The organism is Aeromonas sp. A35_P, assembly GCF_002259925.1.
Classification (GTDB): Bacteria; Pseudomonadota; Gammaproteobacteria; order Enterobacterales; family Aeromonadaceae; genus Aeromonas; species Aeromonas dhakensis.
On record NZ_NEVB01000165.1, the window covers coordinates 1 to 3,193 of the forward strand.

Below are 3,193 nucleotides of genomic sequence, written 5' to 3' on the forward strand. Positions count from 1 at the left end.
GCATTATTTTATTCCGGGTGAGTTTGAACAGTTACTCGCTAGGGCTGAGACCATGTATGGTGAAATTTCATCAACACAGATGAAAGTAGCAATAGATGTAATCGAGGATTTTGTGAGTGTATATCCACGCGTTTTTACAGTGCGTGTTGATTTGCGCTTTCCCCAGATGGTTTCGTCAGATGCGCCTGATATGCTGATTTGCTTACCGAAAACAGATGCTAAGGTGATTACTCGCTTCTTTGCATCTCTTGAGAGCCAGTTGTTAGCAGCGCATCACCGGAAAGGAAAACAGGGTGTTCCTGCACCCTTTGGATATATTTGGGTAAAGGAGCAAGATGCGAGTGACTTTCCTCATTACCACTTGATTTTACTGTTCAATAAAGATGACTATGCACATCTCGGTGATTATACCCGTCAGGGTGCGAATAACATGGCTACACGAATCAGAAAAGCTTGGTGTAGCGCTTTGGGTCTTGTATTTCCATTTTACCAAGCATTGGCTCATTTCCCAGATAATTGCGAATATTGGATTGCTCGTCGTGATGCTACGTTTCACAATGAAAACTATTATGCTTTCCTACTCAGAATGGCATATCTTTTTAAACTACGAACCAAAGTGCTTGGGAGACGTAATTTCGACCATAGCAGGCCAATAGGTCATGCTAATAAATCGACTATACAGAACATAGTGGTCGATGTCATAAAACGTCGGTCTCAGTTATTAAGGGCATTACTCATGGAGGAATAAGAGCAGTATGTACGGATCTAGTTATCACGGGACAGCTATTGACTTGGCTGGCTGAGACCGAGGCTCATCCGCTGATCGCTTCCTGTGCCTTGCATTATGAGTTGGAGTTTATTCACCCCTTTGCGGATGGAAATGGTCGGATGGGACGTTTATGGCAGACGGAGATATTGAGTCGCTGGCAGCCTGTCATGGCCTTCTTACCAGTGGAGATGGTGATCAAAGCTCGGCAAGATCACTACTATCAGCAGCTAAGTCAGGTTGATAGTCGCAGTGATTGTACCGATTTTATCCTCTTTTTGCTGGAAGCGCTGCGCGATGCGCAGGCCCAGGCAATTGCGACTCAACCAGCAGCAGTATCACCTCATCAGGAGAAAACGCGGGTAGAAATGAAGGTTGAAATGCAGGTAGAAAAACGGATAAAAACGCCGCAGGCCATCTTGGCGGAACTGACGGCTGAGCCGACCATAATGCTCAAGCAAGTCGCAGAGCGGATTGGCAAATCGACCAGTACAGTGGAGAGAGCTGTTGCCGTGCTGGTCAAAGATGGGCGATTACGTTTTGTTGGGCCGCGTAAGAGCGGACATTGGGAGGTGTTGGATCCGGACGCGTCAACCATCTAGCCCCAGAGCTAACAGACTTAGGACTACCTCGCCACCGGCAGGTCCTCCCAGCGGGTGGTGTAACAGGGGCTCAAGTGTTCTTGTCGCATCATCCACTCGGCTGACCCCGTGCCTTGACTGGCAAAGCCTACGCGCCCCAATCCCTTGGCTTTGATCTGGTCCATCACGGCCATCAGCGCATCTGATTGAGCGGAGGACGGGGCAAACAGGTCAGCCTGTTGCTGCCCCTTGGGGGTGAACTCACTCAGCATGACGCCCCCCTTCTGATAGCGGTAACCGTCGCGCCAAATCTGCGGTAGCAGCACGTTCACTTGCTGCAGCAGCAACCGAGTATCATCGCTAGGGCAGACCAGCCGGACGCCAGCCTGCTCACTGTAGTAAGGGGCTCGTTCGTCAAAGGGGCTGGTCCGCACGAACAGGTGTACCCGTTGGCAACACATCCCCTCGGCTCGCAGCTTCTCGGCTGCGCGAGCCATAAAGCCTGACAACGCTTGGGCCATTTCCCCACGGTCTGTCACGCGCTCCCCAAAGGAACGGCTCGAGAGGATCTGCTGCTTCGCCGCCGGTTCAACGGTCAGCTCCGCGCAAGGCACTCCACGCAGCTCCTGTACGATCCGCTCGACCACCACGCCGTATTGGGCGCGTAACCCTTTGGCATCGCTAGCCACCAGGTCAGCCACGGTGTTGATGCCTTTTGCCACCAACTTAGCCCCCAAGCGCCGCCCTATGCCCCACACCTCATCCACAGGAGTGATGGCCATCAGCCGGGTACGGCGCAGCTCGTCACGCAAGTCCACAACGCCGCCAGTGGCAGGCCACTTCTTGGCTGCATAGTTGGCCAGCTTGGCGAGGGTCTTGGTGGGGCCGATCCCTACCCCTACCGTTAGGCCGGTCCACTGCCACACTCGCTGCCGGATCTGTTGCCCATAGGCTGTCAGGTCCCCGGCAAACGACTCCGACAGTGACAGGAATGCTTCATCAATGGAGTAGACCTCCAGCTCGGGGGCCATGGTCTCCAACGTGCTCATTACCCGGCCAGACATATCGCTGTAGAGCGCGTAGTTGGAGCTGAATGCCACACCGCCATGCGCCTCGAACTGCTCGCGGATCTTGAAGTAGGGCCCGGCCATCTTGATGCCCATCGCCTTGGCTTCGGGGCTGCGCGACACCACGCATCCATCGTTGTTGGAGAGCACCACGATCGGGCGACCACGCAGCTCAGGGCGAAACAGCCGCTCACAGCTGGCGTAGAAGTTGTTTACATCAACGAGCGCTATGGCCATCACGCTGCCTCAGATTGCCAATCACATGGGTGACCACTCCGAACAGTTCCAGGGAGAGGCTCATGCAAGGGTCGATAGGCGCGAACGCCGGATTGGCTGGCAACAGCCGCAACCTCGGCTTGAGCTGCAGGGTCTTTACCGTGAAGCCGCCATCGAGTAGTGCAATCACCACATCACCATGGCGCGGGGTGAGGCTCTTATCGACCACCAGCAAGTCACCGGGAAAGATGCCGACCCCGGTCATGCTCTCCCCCTCGGCACGCAGATAGAAGGTGGCTGCAGGGTGCGCCACGCAGTGGGTGTTGAGGTCCAACTTCCCTTCCAGATAGTCGCTGGCTGGGCTGGGAAATCCGCAAGAGGCGCGGTGCAAGAACAGCGGGATGGTCACCTCGGCGGGTGATGGATCTGGGGTTAACAACTTCATGGTAACAACGCCTGTATTTATATACAGCTATTATAGCGCACCACCTTTGAACCAGCGCAAGTCCCGCATGCCAATGATGGCGTACCATGGCGCTAATAGATAACAAAGAGGTCAGTAT

At 54.3% G+C, this 3,193-nt stretch carries 4 protein-coding genes; 2 read left to right on the forward strand and 2 right to left on the reverse strand.

The features are described from left to right. Both CAK78_RS10345 and CAK78_RS10350 read left to right on the forward strand, forming a co-directional pair. A partial coding sequence (locus CAK78_RS10345) for an inovirus Gp2 family protein (protein ID WP_176452746.1) occupies positions 1 to 748 on the forward strand: 748 nt, incomplete at its 5' end. A 38-nt stretch (positions 749 to 786) separates the two neighbouring features. Continuing rightward, entirely contained in the window at positions 787 to 1,368 is a 582-nt protein-coding gene (locus CAK78_RS10350; protein WP_254924750.1) for a Fic family protein, read from the forward strand. A gap of 23 nt (positions 1,369 to 1,391) precedes the next feature. Here CAK78_RS10350 and umuC read toward each other — a convergent pair whose 3' ends face one another. Both umuC and umuD read right to left on the reverse strand, forming a co-directional pair. Further along, the gene (umuC, locus tag CAK78_RS10355; RefSeq protein ID WP_094697198.1) at positions 1,392 to 2,651 is read right to left on the reverse strand and encodes a translesion error-prone DNA polymerase V subunit UmuC; all 1,260 of its coding nucleotides are present in this window, start codon (positions 2,649 to 2,651) and stop codon (positions 1,392 to 1,394) included. Beyond that, positions 2,632 to 3,075, reverse strand: a complete 444-nt coding sequence (umuD, locus tag CAK78_RS10360; protein WP_094697199.1) for a translesion error-prone DNA polymerase V autoproteolytic subunit — start codon at positions 3,073 to 3,075, stop codon at positions 2,632 to 2,634. The genes umuC and umuD overlap by 20 nt, the downstream gene beginning before the upstream one ends. Positions 3,076 to 3,193 lie beyond the last annotated feature (118 nt).